The sequence below is a fragment of the Lentzea sp. NPDC102401 genome (assembly GCF_044765805.1).
Classification (GTDB): Bacteria; Actinomycetota; Actinomycetes; order Mycobacteriales; family Pseudonocardiaceae; genus Lentzea; species Lentzea sokolovensis.
On the sequence record NZ_JBIWKS010000002.1, the window covers coordinates 1 to 16,476 of the forward strand.

14 protein-coding genes are annotated in these 16,476 nt (G+C 68.6%); 3 read left to right on the forward strand and 11 right to left on the reverse strand.

Translation table 11 applies throughout. The features are described from left to right. Window positions 1-739: 739 nt before the first annotated feature. From ACIRG5_RS06080 to ACIRG5_RS06105, 6 genes are all read right to left on the reverse strand, one after another. The gene (locus ACIRG5_RS06080; protein ID WP_402900928.1) at window positions 740-1,906 is read right to left on the reverse strand and encodes a hypothetical protein; all 1,167 of its coding nucleotides are present in this window, start codon (window positions 1,904-1,906) and stop codon (window positions 740-742) included. A gap of 183 nt (window positions 1,907-2,089) precedes the next feature. After that, window positions 2,090-2,767: a hypothetical protein gene (locus ACIRG5_RS06085; protein ID WP_402900931.1), complete on the reverse strand. Its 678-nt coding sequence runs from the start codon at window positions 2,765-2,767 to the stop codon at window positions 2,090-2,092. 82 nt (window positions 2,768-2,849) lie between these two features. Continuing rightward, complete coding sequence (locus ACIRG5_RS06090; protein WP_402900934.1) at window positions 2,850-3,107, reverse strand: phosphopantetheine-binding protein; 258 nt, start codon at window positions 3,105-3,107, stop codon at window positions 2,850-2,852. Between the two features lie 291 nt (window positions 3,108-3,398). Next, on the reverse strand, window positions 3,399-3,527 hold the full coding sequence (locus ACIRG5_RS06095) for a hypothetical protein (RefSeq protein ID WP_402900936.1): 129 nt from the start codon (window positions 3,525-3,527) through the stop codon (window positions 3,399-3,401). Window positions 3,528-3,707: 180 nt separating this feature from the next. Beyond that, on the reverse strand, window positions 3,708-4,448 hold the full coding sequence (locus ACIRG5_RS06100) for a PIG-L deacetylase family protein (protein ID WP_402900939.1): 741 nt from the start codon (window positions 4,446-4,448) through the stop codon (window positions 3,708-3,710). Between the two features lie 127 nt (window positions 4,449-4,575). Beyond that, entirely contained in the window at window positions 4,576-5,919 is a 1,344-nt protein-coding gene (locus tag ACIRG5_RS06105) for a condensation domain-containing protein (protein WP_402900942.1), read from the reverse strand. A gap of 227 nt (window positions 5,920-6,146) precedes the next feature. On the opposite strand from ACIRG5_RS06105, the gene ACIRG5_RS06110 reads away from it, so the two are divergent. From ACIRG5_RS06110 to ACIRG5_RS06120, 3 genes are all read left to right on the forward strand, one after another. Further along, window positions 6,147-8,030, forward strand: a complete 1,884-nt coding sequence (locus ACIRG5_RS06110) for an ABC transporter ATP-binding protein (protein ID WP_402900944.1) — start codon at window positions 6,147-6,149, stop codon at window positions 8,028-8,030. Next, window positions 8,030-9,814: an ABC transporter ATP-binding protein gene (locus ACIRG5_RS06115; RefSeq protein WP_402900946.1), complete on the forward strand. Its 1,785-nt coding sequence runs from the start codon at window positions 8,030-8,032 to the stop codon at window positions 9,812-9,814. The genes ACIRG5_RS06110 and ACIRG5_RS06115 overlap by 1 nt, the downstream gene beginning before the upstream one ends. 107 nt (window positions 9,815-9,921) lie before the next feature. Further along, complete coding sequence (locus ACIRG5_RS06120; protein WP_402900949.1) at window positions 9,922-10,971, forward strand: ParB/RepB/Spo0J family partition protein; 1,050 nt, start codon at window positions 9,922-9,924, stop codon at window positions 10,969-10,971. 45 nt (window positions 10,972-11,016) lie between these two features. Here ACIRG5_RS06120 and ACIRG5_RS06125 read toward each other — a convergent pair whose 3' ends face one another. From ACIRG5_RS06125 to ACIRG5_RS06145, 5 genes are read right to left on the reverse strand one after another with little or no spacing between them, the layout of a single operon-like run. Continuing rightward, window positions 11,017-12,192 carry an MFS transporter gene (locus ACIRG5_RS06125; protein WP_402900952.1) on the reverse strand — a complete coding sequence of 392 codons (1,176 nt, stop codon included), beginning with the start codon at window positions 12,190-12,192 and terminating at the stop codon, window positions 11,017-11,019. An 8-nt stretch (window positions 12,193-12,200) separates the two neighbouring features. Further along, window positions 12,201-12,695, reverse strand: coding sequence for a GNAT family N-acetyltransferase (locus ACIRG5_RS06130; protein WP_402900955.1), 495 nt, complete (start codon window positions 12,693-12,695; stop codon window positions 12,201-12,203). Further along, window positions 12,688-13,878 carry a type III PLP-dependent enzyme gene (locus ACIRG5_RS06135; protein ID WP_402900958.1) on the reverse strand — a complete coding sequence of 397 codons (1,191 nt, stop codon included), beginning with the start codon at window positions 13,876-13,878 and terminating at the stop codon, window positions 12,688-12,690. The genes ACIRG5_RS06130 and ACIRG5_RS06135 overlap by 8 nt, the downstream gene beginning before the upstream one ends. Continuing rightward, window positions 13,875-15,185, reverse strand: a complete 1,311-nt coding sequence (locus ACIRG5_RS06140; protein ID WP_402900961.1) for a DUF6271 family protein — start codon at window positions 15,183-15,185, stop codon at window positions 13,875-13,877. Before ACIRG5_RS06140 ends, ACIRG5_RS06135 begins: the two co-directional genes overlap by 4 nt. Next, entirely contained in the window at window positions 15,167-16,219 is a 1,053-nt protein-coding gene (locus ACIRG5_RS06145; RefSeq protein ID WP_402900964.1) for a phytanoyl-CoA dioxygenase family protein, read from the reverse strand. Before ACIRG5_RS06145 ends, ACIRG5_RS06140 begins: the two co-directional genes overlap by 19 nt. Between the last annotated feature and the right edge of the window lie 257 nt (window positions 16,220-16,476).

Below are 16,476 nucleotides of genomic sequence, written 5' to 3' on the forward strand. Positions count from 1 at the left end.
GAACCCGCCAGCACCCGACACCCCGGACCCGCCACCATCCGGTTCTACCCACTTCAACCCCACACCAAGATCAACTTAAGCTACGTGGCATTGGGTCAAGGGGTCGCAGGTTCAAATCCTGTCGTCCCGACGGTCTGAATCAGCCCGCTGATTCTGGGTGAAAGTCCAGGTCAACGGGCTTTTTTATGCGCTCGAAACGATCTTTGCTTGATCATCAATTCCGTGATCAACAGGCAGATCAAGGAGCGAATCAGGAGCCGCTGGCTCCTTATTTTTGACCAACGGCAAGTGGGGTCGTCCACGAACGGGTGAACTTGCCAAACGGCGCTGAATCGGCGCGAACTGACCTGATCGACCTCGAACTGAGCTGTCCCGCAGCCCACGTGTGTTGGTCTCGGCGCAGTTCAGGTTCCTTGCAAGCAGCCTGTTGACGAGCTCTTCGCTCGGACACAGTATGAAGGGCGGTACTACGTCCAGACATCAAATGCTGTCTACGCCCGGCCACTCGCCTCCACCTGTCCATTCGCCGGTAATGAGCCAGATCTCGTAGTGGTAGAGCCATTCGGCCGTCCATGGCAGGACAGTGTCGGCAATGGGCTTGTTCGATCGCCACTCGCCAGGTTCGTACAGGCAGAGCTTGTCACCGGGATAGACGTGTGGCAGTCCTGGCACGTGAGGCTGAGCAGGAGTCCCTACAGACCGGCGGCCGCGTTGTAGGCGGGGACGACGACGCTGATCTTCACGACAGCGCCTCGGCGGTGACCTTGTCGCCCTGGTTCCAGCGGGGCCGGATCTCGTGCTGGTCCGGCCGCCACAGCGCCGCGAGTCCGGGCCAGTGGTCCACCGCAGAGAAACCGGAGCGCATCGCGGAGATGCACAGCGGGGTCAGCTGCTCGGCCAGGCGCGCGAGGACGGCACGGGGGTACGTCCGGCGCAGCGCGCTCGCGGGGAACGTGCTCAGGGCGGTCCGGGCCCAGCGGTTGCCGTCGAGCGCCGCGTCGAAGTCGAGGGAGCCCTGGTCGCAGAGCATCGCCCTGGCGACGTGGCCCTGGATGAATGCCGCGGTCCACAGCTGGAACAGGAGGCTCTCGCTCAGTCCGTTCGCGGTCGCCTCCGGGTGGTAGTCCAGGTCGCTGGCGAACGCCTCGCCCAGCTCGACAGCGGTCATGCCGTAGGTCATCAGGACCTCGGGACCCGGCGCCGTCGACGACCGCGGCCAGCCGATCAGTGGGTCGTAGTGGCAGAACGACTCGAAATCGCCCCGCCCCAGGTTCGCGACCGCGGGCGGTGTAGCGATCCGCTCGGTGAACGGTGCCGGACCCACGTCGGCCGACGCCGGGAACACCGTGGAGTGACGCGCCCCGTAGAGCAGGTCGTTGAGCAGCAAGCTCTGCGTGGGACGGTGCTCCACCAGGTTCGGCACCGAGACATAGGTGGTCAGGTCGCGGTCGGCCAGGTACTCGGCCATCGCCCGGTTGTCGGGCTTGTCGCTGGCGTACTGCTCTGCGAAGCCCGCGAACCCGCGCGCCACCTCGGCGGGCAGGACCAACGCCAGGGTGGGCGTCCACGAGTCCACCACCGGTGTCCACGAGGCGCCGCACACCGCCGCGAGCCGTATCGCCTGCGCGGTGGACATCGTCCAGCACGCGAAGAACGAGATCGCACCTTCCGGCGCGACCTGCAACCCGTGGTGCATGAGGGAGCTGAAGTCGGTGCAGAGCTGCACGTCCTCCTGCAACACCATGTGGTGCGTGGCTCCCTCGCGAATCTTGCTCCACGCGAGCTTCGCGGTGCGCAAGGTGGCTGGTTTCCCGTCCGGCTCCGGGTCCAGCACGATCTCGATGCCGAGGTCGGGATGGCGCCGCTGGAGCTGCTCCGCCTGGTGCAGGCGAGCGGGGTGAGTCATCACCACGGTCGAAACCCGAATTTCCCCCACCGTCTTCACACTCATGCCTTTCGTCTGGTTAGGAGCGGTGACCGTCTTCGTCAGCCGGCGCGGTGGCGCAATGCGAACACGGACCACGAACTGCGGTTGGACGCGAGCACGAGGATCGGCGCGCCGTCTGGCAGCGGCCGGTCCTCCACGAGATCAGCCAGACCTCGCAGCACATCTGTGGAATGGCAGTGTCCGGCCGTGACGGCCGGCACGACTGGCGCGCGATCCCGGACGCGTGTGCGAGAAATCGCCGTGCCCCGACGAAGTACGCGCCGACCAGCATTCCCTCCACGTCCTGTGCCGTCCACCCCGCGGCGTCGAGCACGACACCGGTGGCCCGCTTGACGCCGTCGTCCGCAGCGCGGCGAGCTGGAAACCAGGGTCGGCCGGAGGTCCGGCGGTGACGGTGCAGACACCGACGGCATCACCGAGGAGGCTCATGCTGTCGGTCAGCACCCGCACGTCAGGATGGGCCCTGTCCGCAGACACGACGGCGACTGGGCCCGTCCGCCGGCACTGCTCGGCGGCGTTCAGCAACGCGAATCCCAGGTTCGCACAACCGTTTCCCGTCACCGCGCAGGCGGGAGTGAGCTCGCGCCCCGACAGGTGCATGAGTCTGCCGATCAGGTCCGACGGCGCGGAGCCCTCGAAGTTCTCCGTCGTGTATACGACGCTGGTGATGGCCTCTTCCCGGTCCTGTGCAAGGCGCAAAAGGCCGGCCGCCGTCACCACCGCCGGTTCGTCCGACACTGCCGCACCGGTGGCTCCGGCATCGCGAAGTGCCTCGCGGTTGGCCACGACGTTAGCGCCTTGCAGCTCGTCGAGCGGCACGGTCTGTCCTAATGCGACTCTGATGTCTGACAGGTGGACCCCGGTGTCGCCGCTGGATGTCATGTGGCCGGCTGCTCGCTCGTCAGCGAGCGACGACGGCCGCGATCGAGCCGGCGGACTCGAACGTCTCCAGGCGCAACGCCGAGTCGGGCAGTTCGACGGCGAACGCCCGCACCAGCGCGATGAGCACCTGCATCAGCCGGAACGAGGTCATTCCGAGGTCCAGCAACCTGTCGTCCGGCGTGAGGTCGGTGCCGCCGGGCAGCGAGCCGAGGATCTCCCGCAGAATTCCCACCACGAGCTCCTCTGTGGACCCGGAGCCGGTCCACGAATCGATCATGGACTGGTCTCTTTCGGTTTGCGCGCGTTCCGCGAACTCGGACAAGCCGCGGAAGTGTTGCCACGCCGAGGCTTCCAGACACTCGTTCAACCGCACACGGATCCCCGGTTGAACGACGCGGGGTCCTCGATGTGTCACGACGTCCGTGCCATGCTGCGGCCGGTGCGCGCACGCGGGACAGCGGGTGAAAGGCACCACGTGATGTCCGGTTCCGAAATGATTGCACTCAACATTCGTGAACATCGACTTGGGCGATCAAGCCCCGCCGTCATCATTCACGAACAACCGCCGTCAGAGAACGCGGATAGCGCCACCCTCGACATGGTCTGCTTCGCGTGCGAAGTACTCCTCCGGGACGAACATCGGGAAGTAGGCATTCTGGACGCCGGCCGCCTTGATCCGCGCGTCGATCTCACTCACCACGCGCTCCCACAGCGCACAGCCCGTCGGCCGGATCACCATCGTCCCCCGCACCGGCCCGTTGTCGGCCAGCTCCGCATTGCTGATGATGTCCTGGTACCAGCGGGGGAAGTCGTCGGCCCGCCGGGTGAGTACGTTCGCCTCGGCGCAGACTCCACCCGAGGGCCGGCACCCGATCGGTCAAGCGGTGTGGACGACCTGGAAGGCCTCGACGAGCCGCCCTTCGGGCAGCCCGAACCGCTTGGCCGTGAGTCCCATCCACTCGGTGGTGTACGCCTCCACGTCGAGGTGGGCGACCTGTGAAACGTGACTGCTGAGCGCTGCCACCTTGCGCTTGACGACGTCGGTGACGTCCACCGTGTGATCGGCACGCTCGGTGCCGTAGAGCCACACCTCGCTCGCCGCCCACGCCTGGAGTCCCTCGTCGTCCAGCAGTTCCGGGAAGGCGAACGGGTTGCGGGCGTCGGGGTACACCGCGCGCAGCGTCGCCTCACCGGTCGCCAGGTGGTCGGGGTGTGAGTTGTCGATCCACTGCCAGTTCCGCTCGGGCGAGCTGGTGACGACCCGCTGCGGCCGGACCTCCCGGATCACCCGTGCGAGGTCGCGGCGCAGGTCCAGGCTCGGCTCCAGCCGGCCGTCCGGGTACCCGAGGAACCGCACGTCGGTCACGCCGACGGCGGCCGCCGCGGCGCGCTGCTCGGCCTGGCGCAGCGGTCCGATCTCCTCGCGCGCCACCTTCTCGTCGAAGCCGCCGGCGTCGCCGTCGGTGAGGATGCAGTAGGTGACCTCGGTGCCGGCCGCGGTCCACGTCGCCACGGTGCCCGCACTGCCGAAGTCGAGGTCGTCCGGATGTGCGGCCACGCACAGCGCGCGCTCGACGTGCTCGACCGGCCCGGACGGACGCTGGAATAAGTTGCTCACTCCTCCGAGCCTAACTGCGACGACGGCATCGGACGAGTGGCGCGCGGCGACCGCGTGTTTCAGAAAAGGTTTGACAGGAAGGAAAAGTCTGCTCGCACTCGCGAGCAGACTGGACGAACTCCCGATCTCACAAGGGTGTTGCGGCCGACACGACGAGGTTCTCGATCTCCCGAAGCAGGTGTTCCGTTCGTTCCCTGGACAGGACGTGCGTGTCAACCAGGGCGTGGTGGACGTCGACTCCTTCGAAGTTGCTGACCCAGTACCAGAGTTTCGTCTCCTGGCGCGGGAACGGTTCCTCCCACTGCAGCTCGGTGGGGCTGAGGGGGTCGAAAGCCGGTTCGTCGTCGGTGGGCGCGGGTGTGCGGATGTCGTTGAACCCGCAAGCCAGCTCGATGTCCACCTCGCCGCGTTCGGCACTGACGTCGGCGCGAAGTTCCGCCAGCGCAACAGGATTGCACCGGGCTCTGCGGTAGGCCCGCATCGATGCGCCGGCGGTGTCGCGGATGACCTCGGCGAAGGTCCTGTCGCGGGTCGGGACCAGGACGACGGTGCTGCCCAGGGCGATGCCCACGAGGTCACGGAGGCCGGCGAGGCCGCGGTTGGACGCGATCAGCTTCAGCGGCACGGCTTCCTTGGAGGTGACTCGGCAGAGCACGACGCTCAGCGCCGCCATCAGCACGGTGGTGCTGCTGACCTCCAGCCTGCTCGCCACCGTTCGGGTGGCCGAGGTCAGAGCGGGTGAGGTCATGGTGAGCTGGGCGAACCTGCGCGGGTCGTCCTCTGGTGGTGGAGGCTCGCTCGGCGAGTCGAACGTGGTGGCGGGTGCGGCGCGGAGCACCTGTTCCCAGTACCCCAGTGCGGCGGCCGATCGCTGCTGATCCAGCTCCGTCGCCTCGCTCGCGGCCTGGTCGAACGGCTGGTGCCGCGGGGCGGCCGGGGTGTCGTCGCCGGCCAGGAGGGCTTTCAGCTCGTCGGTCAGCAGGCCCAGACCGGCGTAGTCGATCGTGACGTGGGACAGCACCAGCACCAGGTGCGCGGGCTTCTCGTCACTGGCCACTATGGACACACGCAGCGGCAGCTCGGCCGACAGGTCGAACCGTTGGGCGCGCAGGCGCTCGCACAGTGCGGAGGCGGCCTCCTCGTCCGGTTCCGGTGTCTCGTAGACGGACACCGAGAACTCTTCGGTCGGACGCAACTCCTGATACGGGGCTCCGGTCGCGTCGACCGGATACCTGGTGCGGAGACATTCGTGCTTTCGCACCAGGTGGGCGATAATGTCCGCCACGCCCGGCAGGTCGTGTCCGGGAGGAACGGCGATCACTCTGCCGTGGTTGAAGTGATGATCGTGCGGCTTCATCCACTCCGTGTCGTTCCACTGCACGCGCTGCGCCCACGTGAGAGGAGCCTGGCCGGTGCGGTTGTCGGTGACGGACAGCGGAAGGGACTGCGCGGGAACGGAATGGTCGCTCACCTCGCCCATGCTCAGTGCGGTGTCCCGAAATCGTCAATCGACGCGTGTTCAAGTGGGGGACGTTGGCGGTTGAACGCGACCAGGTTGTCCCTATTCGTCTGCGGTGACCGGACACGGCCAACCGGAAACGTCGCGACGCGCCGATTCGCCTTGACAGTGCACATGTCTGCTGACACGGTTTTGGTCTGAACCAGTACGGTCACTTTGGGGGAGGGACCAGGTTGGTAGTGCTTTTACGTGCGCACAAGCTGTCGGTGGCACTCGGCAGGCGATGGCAGCACTGGCAGTCGATCTGGCGCCTCGCGCTGGAAGCCGGCTCCGCACGCGTGGTTACCGCGCTGGTCATCAACGTCGTCCTCGGCCTGCTTCCCCTGTGTTTCATCGTGCTGATGGCGGACGTCCTGGCGCGCGTACCGGTGATCGTCTCGCAGTTCGCCGCAGACCAGCACTGGCAGCAGGCCACTGCGGCGGTGGTGCTCGCGGTCGGGGCCTTCGCGGTGGAACAGGTCGCGACGCCCTTCCGCTTCGCCGTGGCGGAAGGCATCGCACGGCGGGTCGACGATCACTGTGCCGCACGCCTGATGTCGGCGGCGTTGTCCCGCGTGCCGTTGCGCTCACTGGTGCGGCAGGACAGCCAGGACCTGCTGGAACAGACCAGGGGAGGGTTCGAGAAGTACTCGCTCTCCCCCGGCGACGCGGTCGCGGCGACGCTCCTGCTGGTGTACCGGTACGTGAACCTCGCGGGGGCGGTCGTGCTCATCGGCGTGGTGCTGGGTGCCGGGCCCGCCGTGCTGGTCGGCCTCACTGCGCTGGCGATCCGCTTCGGCCAGCGAGGATCCCTGGGACGCTTCGGCGCGCTGTGGGACCGCCTGGCGGCCAACCGCCGTCGCCTGCACTACCTGGCGGACCTGTCCTCCGGTCATCGCATCGCCAAGGAGGTGCGGGTGCTCGGGTTGCTGGACTGGCTGGTGCGCCGCCTGGGCACGGAGACCGAGGGCTTCCTGCGTCCGTTGTGGATCGGTAGGAGAAAGCTGCTTCTCTGGCCGTTCGTCCTGCTCGGCGTCGCGGGCCTGCTCGGCGCGGCCGCGGCTTTCCTCGTGCTCGCGCAGGCGATCTCGCGCGGCGGCACGTCCCTGTTCGAACTGGCGATCGTGCTGCAGAGCGTTCTCGTCCCGCTGCGGTTCGGCGTCTACTTCCCGGAGAGCGACACCAAGACGCAGTACGGGATGAGCGGGTTCAGGTCGTTGCGGGAGTTTGAGAAGCTGGCGACCGATCCGGTCGCGGACAGCGGCAGCACGGCGGAACTGCCGGGCACCATCCGGTTCGAGGACGTCGTGTTCCGCTACGACGACGGCGAACGGACCGTGCTCGACCACCTCGACCTGGAGATCGAGGCCGGGCGATCCACTGCGATCGTCGGGCTGAACGGCTCTGGGAAGACGACCCTGGTGAAGGTGCTGACCCGGTTGCACGATCCGGAGTCCGGGCGGGTGACCGCGGGAGGGGTGGATCTGCTTGACGTGCACCCGCGGGTGTGGCGACGCCGGTGCGCGGTGGTCTTCCAGGACTTCGCGCGGTACGAACTGTCCTTGCACACCAACATTCGCATGGGCGCGCCGCACGTGACCGAGCCCGGTGCGGTCCGCGCCGCGCTGGAGCGGGCGATCGACAGAGCGGGACTGCGCGCGCTCGTCACCGAGCTGCCCCTCGGCGGTGAGACCGTCCTTTCGCGACAGTACGAAGGCGGGCGCGAGCTGTCCGGCGGGCAGTGGCAGCGCGTCGCTCTCGCACGAGCCTTTTACGCGGTCGAGCACGGCGCCCGCGTGCTCGTGATGGACGAGCCGACCGCACAGCTGGACGTGCGCGCGGAGGCGCGGTTCTTCGACGAGTTCCTGGAACTCACCCGCGGCCTGACGAGCGTGGTGATCTCCCACCGGTTCTCCGCGGTGCGACACGCGGACCAGATCGTGGTGCTGGAAGAAGGAAGAGTTCTCGAACGCGGGTCGCACGACGAACTCGTGGCGGCCGGAGGCCGATACGCCGAGCTCTTCCTGTTGCAGGCCAGCCAGTTCGAGGACACGGTGGACCGCATCGCGGCGGGTGGTGCCTGATGCGCACGGCCTTCGGCGCCGTCTTGCCGGTGCTCATGCCGTCCTTCCGCGCCCATCCCCGAAAGATGCTGGGCGCGGCACTGCTCCTGGTGGCCGGCTACCTGGCCACTCCGGGGATCGCCCTGCTGCTGAGGGAGATCACCGACGCGGCGGTCGGCGGTGCGTCCGGCGTGGTGGTGTGGCTCGCGGTCGCGACCGCCGTGGTGCTGGTCGTGGAACTGCTGATGGGTCACTTCGCGCACCTGCTGTACTACGAAGCCGGTGAGTCCCAGGAAGCGGCGCTGCGGGAACGCCTGGCCCGGATCACCAACGGGGTGCCGGCCATCGCGCACTTCGACGACGAGAAGTTCGCCGACACGCTTTCCGTGGTGCGCAGGGACCTCTCCGACACCCGCGCCGCTCTGGAGGCGGCGCTTCAGCTGTGCGGCCTCGTCCTGCAAGCACTCGTGACCATGGTGCTGCTCGGGATGCTGGTGCCGTGGCTCGCTCTGCTGCCCGTGGCGGCCGTGCTGCCGGTGCTCGCCAGCCGCCGGGCCGACGCGATCTTCGACGGCGCCAAGGTCGCGAGCGCGGCGGACGAGCGCCGCGCCATGCACCTCCTGACGTACGCGACCTCTGCGGACACCGTTCGCGAGTTGCGGTTGAACGGTGCCGAAGACGAGATCGTGCGGCTGTACCGGGCGAGCCGGGCCAGCGCGAACCGGCTCGCCAACAGCGCCCAGCTGCGCGCCGCGGTCACGCGCGCCCTGGGGCAGTTGTTCTTCGCGCTCTGCTACGGCACGGCGATCGTCCTCGTGGTGAGCGCTGCGCTGCAGGGCCGGGCGGGAGTCGCCGACCTCGTCCTCGTCGTGGTCCTCGCGGTCCAGGTCAGTGCGCAGGTCGCCGCCGTGCTCAGCCTGCTGAGCACGGTGCAGAGCGCCGGGCGCACGCTGTCCCGGCTCGCCGACCTCGAACGCATCGCCACCGGGGAACAACGGCGCCCGGCCACGTCACCGGCCCCTCGTGCGTTGTCCCGCGGCATCACGCTGGAAGGCGTCGGTTTCCGCTACCCCGGAGCGGGGGAGAAGCGGCTCGACGATGTCAGCCTCACCCTTCCCGCCGGAAGCACCGTCGCGCTCGTCGGCGAGAACGGCGCGGGGAAGAGCACACTGGTCAAGCTGCTGTGCGGGATGTACCAGCCCACCAGCGGGCGCATACTCGCCGACGACACCGATCTGAGCGACATCCCGGCACCGGAGTGGTCCGCTGGAGTCGCACCTCTCTTCCAGGACTTCGCCCGGCTGGAGCTGCTCCTGCGCGAGAACGTCGGCGCCGGCGCCCTGGCTCACCTCGACGACGACCACCTGCTCCGCGAGGCGGTGCGGTCGGCCGGCGCCGGACAGCTGCTCGACCTGGTGCCCGGTGGGCTGGACGGTCTGCTCGGGCACGGCTACGGCGACGGCGCGGAGCTGTCCGGTGGGCAGTGGCAGAAAGTCGGCCTTGCCAGGGCTCTGGTGAGACGGGGACCGCTGCTGCTGGTCCTGGACGAGCCGGCCTCTGCGCTGGACGCGACCGCGGAATCCGCTTTGTTCGCACGGTTCCACGAACTGGCTCGCTCCGGTGCGAAAGCGCGCGGAGCGGTCACTTTGTTCGTCTCCCACCGGTTTTCGACGGTGCGCACGGCGGACCTGATCGTCGTGCTCGACGGAGGACGGGTGGTGGAAGCAGGTACGCACGCGGAACTGGTGGACAGCGGCGGAACGTACGGCGAGTTGTTCCGGCTGCAGGCGCGTGCTTATCAGTGAACGGGGGTACACCGGCACAACAGTTCGCCACGTGGGCGCGGGGGGCCGCGCTGAGAGCTTGGCCGAGCTGAGATGAAATCCGTACGATTTGGGGGCTACGGAAGAACATGACCATCGTTGAGAACCCGGCGGAGACAGGTGTGATTCTGCTCGGCCAGTCCGGTGCGGGAGAGGTGCTGTCGGTTCCGATCGCCTTGTTGCACACGGCCGACTCACCGCGCTTGCAGGCGGAAGATCCCGACTACGTGCGCATGTTGACGCAGGTGGAAGGTGAACTCCCGCCCATTGTGGTGCACCGGCCGACGATGCGCGTCGTCGACGGCATGCACCGCGTCCGCGCCGCACTGCTGCGGGGGGACGACCGAATCGCCGTGAGGTTCGTCGACCTTCCGGAAGAGGACCTGTTCCTGCTCGCCGTGCGCCTGAACGCCGACCACGGGATGCCGCTCTCGCCCGCGGACAGGCGAGCCGCGGCCGTGCGGATCCTGGGGTCGCACCCACACCTGTCGGACCGGGCGGTCGCCGCGGCCACCGGACTGGCCTCGAAGACCGTGCGGAACGTTCGCGCGCAACACGGAGCGAGCTCGTCGGCATCGCAGACCCGCATCGGACGAGACGGCCGGCGCCGCCCGTTGAGCGCGGCGGAGGGGCGCAGGTCGGCGGGTGCGTTGATCAGGGCCGATCCCCGCACGCCGCTGCGGCAGATCGCGAAGCAGGCTGGCATCTCGCTGGGCACCGCGGCGGATGTGCGGGATCGCGTGCTGCGCGGTGAGAACCCGGTGCCCGGCGAGGAGAGGACGGGCACCGCGGCGGCGGGCGTCGAGGAGGGGGCGAGCGTCGAGAGCGACTCCCACACAGCGGCGCCGGTCGTGTCCACCCAGCGCAGGGTCCCGCTGCCGGAGTTCGGCGGGCAGCGGGACGCGGCGGTGGTGATGCGGATCCTGGTCAGTGATCCGTCGCTGCGGTTCACCCAGAGCGGCAGGGAAATGCTGCGCTGGCTCAGCACCCGCGTCATCGACCCGCAGGACTGGCGGGCACTCGTGGACGAGATGCCCGCCCACTGCACCGGCACGGTCGCGGACCTCGCCCGCCGGTGCAGCGACACCTGGCGGGACTTCGCCGACGAGTTGGAGCGACGGCACCGCACCTCGGCCTGACTGATTTCCGGTGGTGGTGGCGAACCTGCCGCCACCACCGGAACCTCAGCTGCTCGTGCTGCCCGCCGGCACTGCGTCCATGCGGATCGGCGTGACACAAAGCGTCACGAGGAACGCGGACAGCGCAACCGCTCCCATGCCCCACACCATGCCGGACGCGTTGGCGACGAATCCGATCACCGGCGGGCCGACGAGCAACCCCGTGGTCCCCATGGTGGCCACCAGTGCCAGCGCGTTCGTGCCCTCCTTCGTCGCGGCGACGTAGAGGCTGGGCGTGACGGCGGCCATGCCGAGGCCGACGCAGGCGAACCCGAGCAGCGTCGGGACCAGACCGCCCAGCACGAGCGCGACCGTGAGTCCGGAGAACGCCAGCGCGGCGCCGACGAGCACGACTCGCCGGTCGCCCCAGCGGGCGCGCCACCCGTCGGCGAAGAGCCGCGCCAGCAGCATCATCGCGGACACGGTGGCCACCCCCAGCGGCACCAGTTCGGGCGCGGCGTCGACGACGTCTTCCAGGTACAGCGCGGACCAGTCGTTCATCGCGCCTTCGGTGACGGTCCCGAACACCATCGCCGCGCCCAGCCACAGGGTGGTGCGGTTCGGCAGTGCCCACCGCTTCTTCTTCTCCTTCGGCGCGGCGTCCGGGAGGTCGTCGGCGGGCAGGCCGCCGCGGGCGAACGCGGTGAGCACCACCATGACCGCGATCGCGAGTCCGAAGTGGACGAACAGGGACGACGTGGCGGCGGTGACGGCGGTGGCCAGCAGGGCCGCGAGGAACGTCCCGCCGCTGAAGACCGCGTGCAGCTTGGCCATCGTGCTGCGTTCGTACCGCACTTCGAGCGCGGTTCCCTGCGCGTTCATCGCCACGTTGAGACAGGCCACGGCCACGCCGTCGACGAGCATGATCACCAGCGCGGCGGGGTAGCCGGGCAGCGCCGCCAAACCTGCCAGCGCGACCATCAGGACGGCACAGGAGACGATTGCCAGCCGCCGCGATCCCAGCCGCCGCATCAGCACCGCCACCGCCGGGAACGCCGCCACCGCGCCGATGCCGGTGGCCAGCAGCAGCACCCCGATCTGCGCCGGGGTCAGGCCGAGCTCGTCCTTGATCGCGGGCAACCTGGTCGCCCAGGTGGCGTACTGGAAGCCGAGCAGGCCGAACAGGGCTCCGGTGGCCAATTGGGCACGCCGGAAGCCGCCTGCGGCATCGATCATGGTCATCCGCCTCGTCAGATAGGTTTGGACATGTAGATCGCGTTCTCGCCGTAGGTGCCGGGCACCTCGACGTCGGCGTCCGGCTGGAATCCCGCGGCGGACCAGAAGGTCTCGCTGCCCGCAACGGCGACCAGCGAGATCCGTTCGTACGCCTGGGTTCTCGCGATCGCGGCGAGCCTGCGGAACAACAACGCCCCCAGGCCTGCCCCGCGCGACTCCTCGGCGATCACGAGGTCGTGCAGGTGCAGGTTGTTCGACCGGAACGCCGTGTGCTCGCGCCGGGTGAGGTCGGGAACCTGCGCGGCGGGGTACGGCAGAGCGATGACGTACCCGGCCACTCCGTCGCGGGTTTCCAGCACGAGACACAGCTCCGGCGTGGTGCCGGCCCGGGAGGCGAGCACGGCCGGGCCCTCCGACAGGCCGGCTGCGGCGTAGGCACGCTCTTCCAGCTCGGTGATCCGATGCCAGTCGCCGGCCTGCATCCGCCGCGTTCGGACGTCGTCAGACATGTGCCTGAGACTTCAGGGCGCCGTGCAGTGCGGTGACCCGCAGCGGGGCGATTCCGTTGAACCCCTGCGTCATGTAGCTCGTGGCGTACGCACCGCTCGACAACACCCACACCGGATCCCCGGAAGCCACGGCGGGCGGTACCAGGAGCCGGGTCTGGCCGCGCCCGAACGTGTCGTCGCTATCGCAGGTGGGCCCGGCGACCACGGCCGGAACCCGTTGTTCCGCCGGATGGCCGGGGAACACCAGCTGGTAACACAGCTGATCCATCTCGTACAGGCCGTTGAACTTGCCGCAGCTCAGGTACAGCCAGGAAGAGGTGGAACCGTCGGGTCGCTCTCTTGTGGACAGTCGTACCGCGTGCGCCCGGATCGCACCGTGATCGGCGACCAGGTGGCGGCCCGGCTCCACGATGAACGTGAGCGGCGAGCGGGAAATCCGTTGCAGCCCTCGCATGCCCGCCCGGATCGACGCGAGGATGCCGGCCAGCGGCGGATGCAGCGGCGTGCCGTCGCGGTCGAGGTAGCCGAGTGCGGGCAGCCCGCCGCCCAGGTTGACGTGATCGACGTGGACACCTGCGGCGTTCAGCTCGACGAGCGTCCGCGCCAGGTGGTCGAAGGCGTCCTCCCAGGCGCGCACGGTCATCTGCTGCGAACCCACGTGGATCGCGAGGCCGGACGGGACGAGGCCGGCGTCCCGCGCCGCCGTGAGCACCTGCACGGCGTTCCCCGCCGAGCCACCGAACTTGCCGGTGAGTCCCCACAACGCGCCCTGCCCGCTGGTGGCGAGGCGGCAGAACACCCTCGCCCCTGGTGCGTTGGCCGCGATCCCCGCGACGTCCTCGACGCTGTCGGTGGCGAAGTCGCGCACGCCCAGGCGGTAGACCTCGGCGATGTCGCGATCGGACTTCACCGTGTTGCCGTAGTGGACGTCCTCGACCGGCACGCCCGTGGCCAGTGCCTGCGCGATCTCGGGCGGACTCGCCGCGTCGAAGCCGGCGCCGCGGCGTGCCAGGCACGCCAGCACGTCGTCGACCGGACAGGCCTTGATGGCGAAGCGGATGTGCACGCCGGGCAACTCGCCGGCCAGTGCGTCGTACGTCGCCTCGACACCGGCCAGATCGAAGAAGATCTGGTCCTCGGTGGCGGCGATCAGTGCAGCCCGCAGCCGTGTGCTCAACCTCATCGCGCTGACCGCACCTGAGGCAACGGGACGGCCCTGCTCCGGAGAACGAGCGTCTCCCACTCCTCGGTCAACGTCGCGAAGTCGGCGATGTCCTGCTCCGCCTCGGCGAGCAGCCGCGGTCCGCGCTCGGCGACGAGCGCGGCCACGTCCGCGTACCTGCCGCCCAGCTTGCGGTACGAACGCACGAGAACGTCGACCCGTTCGGCGTTCTCACCCTTGGGGAGCGCGGTGCTCTCCCTGATGATCTTCGCGACCAGCGGCGCGCGGACGTCGAAACCGTCGTCCAGCAACGAGGAACCGGCTTCGGCCATCCTGTCGTAGATGAAGTTGAGGTAGTGCATCGACAGGAAGAACTTGGCCAGCCGCAGCTGGTACGCCGCGAACCCCTGCGGCGTCTTCCTCTCGGCGGTGTGGAAGTTCACGATGTGCCGGTTGTGCACGACGCTGGGCAAACCGGTGTGGTGCACCAGGTGGTGCAGGAAGTAGTCGCTGCCGATGGTGTCGGTCGCGGGAGCCAGTGGTACCTGATCGTGCACCCGGTGGAACGCGATGTTGCACATGTCCACGCGCATCGGATCCACAACGGACAGTGTGGAGCGGTCGCGCTCGAACACCTCGTCGCGGGCGCCGGCGAAGGCTTCATCGACGAGTTCCTTCTTGCGGTGCTCCGGCCAGTCACGCGGTGCCCACAGGCTGACGACGTCGTAATAGACGTCCGGTGCCTGGCTCGCGACCTCGCCGAGGTCCACCGAGAGCTCACCGACGAACGAACCACCCACCAGCACCACGGGTTTGCCGCTGTCCGCCGGGTCGAGCCGGACCTCGGTGACGCCACCCGCCGCGGCACCGGCCCGCTTGCCGAGCGAGGTCAGTTCGTGGTGAACGGGGTAGACAGGGGTGCCACCGATCCACTGGTACCTGCTGTCGGAGTCCCTGCGGTGCACCGAATCGCAGCCGAGCGCGGCGGCGATCAGGAACGCCCGGTTGGTGCACGCGCCGTAGGACAGGCCGGCGGGCAGCAGGAGATCCAGCAGCAGGTCCGGCTTGGTGCCGTCCTGCACCACCGAGGTGAGGAACTCCCGCTGGGCGTCCTCGTCCAGGTGCAGGACGGTGACGTTCGCGGGCAACGGGGTCTCGGCGATGGTGCGGGCGTGCCGAGCCCGCGTCGCCTCGTCCGACGAGTCCAGGATCAGCAGGGTCACCTCGACCGGGAAGTGCTCGGCCGCGTACACCGCCTCCCCCGCGACCGCGGTGATCGTCTCGGCGCAGGCCCGGTTCGTGGGCAGCGTCAGGCAGACTTTGCGCATTCGGGACCTCCGATCGCGCTGTCCGCTCTCGCCCAGTCGTCCAGTCCCAGCAGCCGGCGGCCGAGCCCGTTCAACGTCGCGGCGGGATACCGCTGCGACTCGTGCCGCACGGCGTCGCCGAGGAGCGTCTGGTTCCACTCGGGTGTCGAGAGATCGCGCCATGAACGGACGCGGGACTCCCGCAGCTCCTTGTGCGACTCCAGCGCGGGCATCATGGCGAGGTACTGGACCGCGCGCACCCCGTCGCGAGAGGTGTTCGGTGCCACCCCGTGCGCGAGCATGCCGTTGAAGATGAGCAGATCACCTGCTTCGAGTTCCGGGCGCCGCACGGGGTACTCGGTGCGATCGGCGGCGGGGCGGTACGGGTCGCGCCCGTCCGGTTGGACCGCCTTCCACCGGTCGAACTCGCGGAACAGCTCGGGGGAGCACTGGAAACCGCCGTGCCCCTCCTCGGTGTCGGTGAGCGCGATGATGCCCTGAACGCGTTGCGGTGGAACGGAAAGAGTGGTATCGACGTCCCAGTGCAGGGTGATGTCGAACCCGGTGTCGGTGGTGGGGATGAGCGCGCGGTCGCGGTTGCCGACGTTGGGAGGGTTGAGGTTCAACCTGTCCAGCGACACCCACAGCTCCTCGCAGTCCCAGACGTCGACGAACGCGTCGTAGACCCGTTGTGCCTGACGGCTGTCCCACAGGAGTTGGTGCTGGTAGGCCTCGACGAAGCCGTAGACGTGCAGATCGCGGTCCAGATCGGATCGATACGGCCGCTCCGGGTACCAGGTCTGCGGGCGTTCCGGGTCCATGCCCTGGAAGTCCCAGGTGAACCGCAGGAGCGCCGCGGCGGCGGAGCGGGCGATCGCCTGCTTGACCACGACGTAGCCGTAGGTCTGCCAGTGCTGGAAGTCCTCGTCGGACAGCACGCGCAACGGCAGTGACTTGGTCAGGTCCCGCAAGGGTGTTCTGGCGAGGTACGTCTCGGCGTCCGCGCTGAAGTAGGGAGTTTCCGATGTCGCTCGATGCAGAAAAGGTTCAGACATTGGGAACTTTCCAGGACTCGAGGCGCGGTCTGCTCGGACGACCGAGGCCGCGCGGCGGCGAATGAATGACGAATCCGGAGTCGGTAGGAATTCCAGCCAACGGTCACTCGACTGTCAAGGATTAACCATCTGTGGTGGAACGGTCGGCCTTGTTCAAGTGCTGAGCCGTCCTCGGTCGAACGCTCGCAACGGTGGGCGCACTCGCGTTCAACTGCTCCGTGCGGGGTCGGACGCGTTGCGCGCCAATAGGTGTGGGA

Bases quoted from the DNA above. Each gene is read 5' to 3' on its own strand.
- ACIRG5_RS06080 (WP_402900928.1), bottom strand. From the start codon at position 1,906: ATGACTCACCCCGCTCGCCTGCACCAGGCGGAGCAGCTCCAGCGGCGC.
- ACIRG5_RS06090 (WP_402900934.1), bottom strand. From the start codon at position 3,107: ATGATCGATTCGTGGACCGGCTCCGGGTCCACAGAGGAGCTCGTGGTG.
- ACIRG5_RS06115 (WP_402900946.1), top strand. From the start codon at position 8,030: ATGCGCACGGCCTTCGGCGCCGTCTTGCCGGTGCTCATGCCGTCCTTC.
- ACIRG5_RS06120 (WP_402900949.1), top strand. From the start codon at position 9,922: ATGACCATCGTTGAGAACCCGGCGGAGACAGGTGTGATTCTGCTCGGC.
- ACIRG5_RS06125 (WP_402900952.1), bottom strand. From the start codon at position 12,192: ATGACCATGATCGATGCCGCAGGCGGCTTCCGGCGTGCCCAATTGGCC.
- ACIRG5_RS06130 (WP_402900955.1), bottom strand. From the start codon at position 12,695: ATGTCTGACGACGTCCGAACGCGGCGGATGCAGGCCGGCGACTGGCAT.
- ACIRG5_RS06135 (WP_402900958.1), bottom strand. From the start codon at position 13,878: ATGAGGTTGAGCACACGGCTGCGGGCTGCACTGATCGCCGCCACCGAG.
- ACIRG5_RS06140 (WP_402900961.1), bottom strand. From the start codon at position 15,185: ATGCGCAAAGTCTGCCTGACGCTGCCCACGAACCGGGCCTGCGCCGAG.
- ACIRG5_RS06145 (WP_402900964.1), bottom strand. From the start codon at position 16,219: ATGTCTGAACCTTTTCTGCATCGAGCGACATCGGAAACTCCCTACTTC.